Below are 2,888 nucleotides of genomic sequence, written 5' to 3'. Positions count from 1 at the left end.
AAGTGGAACAAATAATCCGAAAAATAAAGTAGTCCAACTAAATCCAATTTTACATTCTTTTACCATACCTATATTATTTTTTAATCTTAACATTTTAAACACTCCTTTTATTTTTTATAATAGACATCTAATTGATTATATAAACCTTCGTTTTCTTCTGCTAATACAACATATAAACTTACCAACTGTGTTACATTGTATTCAAATCGTGCTACATTTATGTCAGTATAAGTTCATTTAAACGTATTTCCTTTTAATTTCATTCCCTCTACTGTATACATATTTAATTCCCCCTAATAGAATGTATGTAAAAGCTATTTAAAACCTTCCTATGCTCTTTGCTACTAATTGTATGCCAAATATACCTATTGTGTTTGCAAGTAGCAATGTAATGGCAAATACTACGTTATTTAATATCTTTTTATTCATAATCCCTAATCCCCTTTATCATTTGTATTTATATTACATAATTATATTTACAAGTATTGCTAATAAACTTTTAGCTGCAGCAGCACTTATAAATAATGTTAGTGTAGAGGTTAATATCATAACTTCTAAATCCTTGTTAGTAATATTTTTCATTTATGTTCAATCCCCTTTAATTTTAATTATAAAATTTATTTTTTATCTTCTACTATTATCCATTCATCTTCATACAAATTGTCTAAAACAACACATATTCCAACAGTTTGTGGAAATTCACTTTTTGAGTTATTCTTAAACCCACATATGCAACCATAATCTAAACTCCAAGCAATATAATCTATTCTATAATAGTCGCAATATATTTTATTATAAACACTATATCCTTCTCTTATTTTTTCAAGTGCTTCAATTGTATTCATACGTTTCACCTCTTAAAAGAATTATTTTATTTTACCAACCATTTTGACATATAAAACACAGTAATCCTATTGTAATAAAAATAGCAAATAGATTTTCCTTGATTTCTTCTTTTTTCATATTCTATATTTCTCCTTAATTTGCTTGTAAGTAATTTGTTTGTAAGTAAATTAAATTTCCAAGTTTACAAGCAAATAAAAATTATATTTCATTACTTTATTAATGCCTTTAATTTTATTCTATCTTGTGTTATCATCTAATTGATCTAATTTTCATTCTAGTTTTGGAAGTAGCCTATATTTTTTATAGACTACTTTTTTATTATGCTCTTTTATTGCTTGTAACTAAGGTATCAAAGTCAGTTTCATCTTCAAATTCATCTAAAAAGTTTTGATCGAAATTATTGAATTTGTTTTTATTTCCCATATATTTCTTGGAATTTTTTTTATCATTTTGGTATATACTATTATTAGGTTTATTATTTTTAGATTCTTTAGTCGGTGCCTGTGGTAGAGTATCGACTTTTTTATTTTCATAAGCTAATTCTTTCATTGTATCTTCTGATACTTCATAATCAAGTATATATAGTCTATTTGGCTTTCCTAGTCCTTGCCTAACTGATTCTATTAAGTTATATTCCGTTAAGTCCTTAAAAGCTTTTTTAGTGGCACTTAATGATATTCCTAGTAACTCGCTAGCTTTTTCTTGGTCAAAGTATTGAAATATATATCCTTCTTTATCAGTAAAGTCTTTTGCGTTTCTTAAAGAAAGTTCTTCACGATCTCTTAATACTACATACAATAATTTTGCAGTTGGACTAAGCTTCTTTAATTTACTTTCTGCTAATATCCATTTATCTAGCTTATAGAACTGTTGAGAAGCCAAATCTTTGGCTTTATGTCTTTTACTTAGCATTTTCTTTTTCCTCCATGTCTTTCCTTATTAATTCTAAAACATAATCTTGGAAAGTTTTATTTTCCTCTACAAGCATAATCTTTATTTTTTTATACTCATTTTCGTCAATTCTTACTCCTAGTTGCTTCCTCACTTAATCACCTACTTTCTAATCTTAATTATATTATATTATAAACTTGCCAACTTGTAAACTACTTATTCATAAATTTAAAATTTATTTTTATGCGAAGAGCGAAAGCGACTAAATATATATAAGTATTGTTATTTAAGTATTAATATATAAGTCTTATTACTAGGCGGATTTAAACCTTCTTGAGAGTTGGATTTAAGCTTTATTGATAGCTTTATTTAAACTTTCCAGAAAGTTGGATTCCATCTATCAAAGTTATTGCAATAGGTATAGTCCTGTGGATAATGTGGATAAAGTAATGGTAAAAATTACCAAGTACCTAGTTGAAAAGATTTATTAAATTTGTAACACAATGTGCAACAAATGCATAGTATAAGTATAGCCAAATTTTAGGGGGTACAAAATGAATAATAATAATCTGCTTACAGACTTAGAGGTTGAAGTAATAAATAATTTAATAGATAGCAAGATAACATGGATCATTAACTTAATAGAAGATGAAAAAGATTTAGCAGCAGCTGAAAACTTAAAACAAGAACTAGAAATATGTAATAGCATTTTAAACAAATTAATTTAATTGTAAAGGCTAGGGTAAAACCTAGCTTTTTTATTGCAAAAAAAAATAAGTAGTAGTGCCACCAACACCTACTACTATTACTACTATTATTATACGATTATCTTTTTAAAATACCTAAATATTTTATATTAATATTGTAGCACAACTTTAGCACAAATTGCATAGTATAAGTATAAACAAAATACAAGCTGCATATAATATTAGAAAGAATAGTTGGTATGTAGCACAACACACAGGGGGAATTTGACAATGACTAAAACTTATAAATTTAATGATAAAGACTTCAATAAAGGTAATTCAGCTTCACAAAATATAAAAATGGTTTTAATAGCAGCAGCTTTAATAATAGCAGCAGCTACACTTGATCTAAGTATGATGGAAATAGTTTCAGAAAGTGCAATATTTATGTAGGGGGTATGTTAT

5 protein-coding genes are annotated in these 2,888 nt (G+C 26.3%); 2 read left to right on the top strand and 3 right to left on the bottom strand.

Annotated elements, in window-relative coordinates; genetic code table 11:
- Positions 1–617 precede the first annotated feature (617 nt).
- The 3 genes from VLM92_RS10250 to VLM92_RS10240 all read right to left on the bottom strand — a co-directional run bounded on the left by VLM92_RS10250 (position 618) and on the right by VLM92_RS10240 (position 1,891).
- Entirely contained in the window at positions 618–845 is a 228-nt protein-coding gene (locus tag VLM92_RS10250; RefSeq protein ID WP_325276248.1) for a hypothetical protein, read from the bottom strand.
- 319 nt (positions 846–1,164) lie between these two features.
- A complete protein-coding gene (locus tag VLM92_RS10245) occupies positions 1,165–1,758 on the bottom strand; it encodes a replication initiator protein A (protein ID WP_325276247.1) in 594 nt (197 codons plus the stop codon).
- Entirely contained in the window at positions 1,748–1,891 is a 144-nt protein-coding gene (locus VLM92_RS10240) for a hypothetical protein (RefSeq protein ID WP_325276246.1), read from the bottom strand. Before VLM92_RS10240 ends, VLM92_RS10245 begins: the two co-directional genes overlap by 11 nt.
- Before the next feature lie 400 nt (positions 1,892–2,291).
- Here VLM92_RS10240 and VLM92_RS10235 point away from each other — a divergent pair, with 400 nt between their 5' ends.
- Together VLM92_RS10235 and VLM92_RS10230 are read left to right on the top strand one after the other, a co-directional pair.
- A complete protein-coding gene (locus VLM92_RS10235; RefSeq protein WP_325276245.1) occupies positions 2,292–2,465 on the top strand; it encodes a hypothetical protein in 174 nt (57 codons plus the stop codon).
- A gap of 249 nt (positions 2,466–2,714) precedes the next feature.
- A complete protein-coding gene (locus tag VLM92_RS10230; protein ID WP_325276244.1) occupies positions 2,715–2,876 on the top strand; it encodes a hypothetical protein in 162 nt (53 codons plus the stop codon).
- Positions 2,877–2,888: the final 12 nt, after the last annotated feature.

The sequence above is a fragment of the Romboutsia sp. genome (genome assembly GCF_035470145.1).
In the GTDB taxonomy this organism is placed as follows: Bacteria; Bacillota; Clostridia; order Peptostreptococcales; family Peptostreptococcaceae; genus Romboutsia_D.
This window is presented reverse-complemented; position numbering and strand designations above follow the sequence as displayed.

Bases quoted from the DNA above. Each gene is read 5' to 3' on its own strand.
- VLM92_RS10235 (WP_325276245.1), top strand. From the start codon at position 2,292: ATGAATAATAATAATCTGCTTACAGACTTAGAGGTTGAAGTAATAAAT.
- VLM92_RS10230 (WP_325276244.1), top strand. From the start codon at position 2,715: ATGACTAAAACTTATAAATTTAATGATAAAGACTTCAATAAAGGTAAT.
- VLM92_RS10250 (WP_325276248.1), bottom strand. From the start codon at position 845: ATGAATACAATTGAAGCACTTGAAAAAATAAGAGAAGGATATAGTGTT.
- VLM92_RS10245 (WP_325276247.1), bottom strand. From the start codon at position 1,758: ATGCTAAGTAAAAGACATAAAGCCAAAGATTTGGCTTCTCAACAGTTC.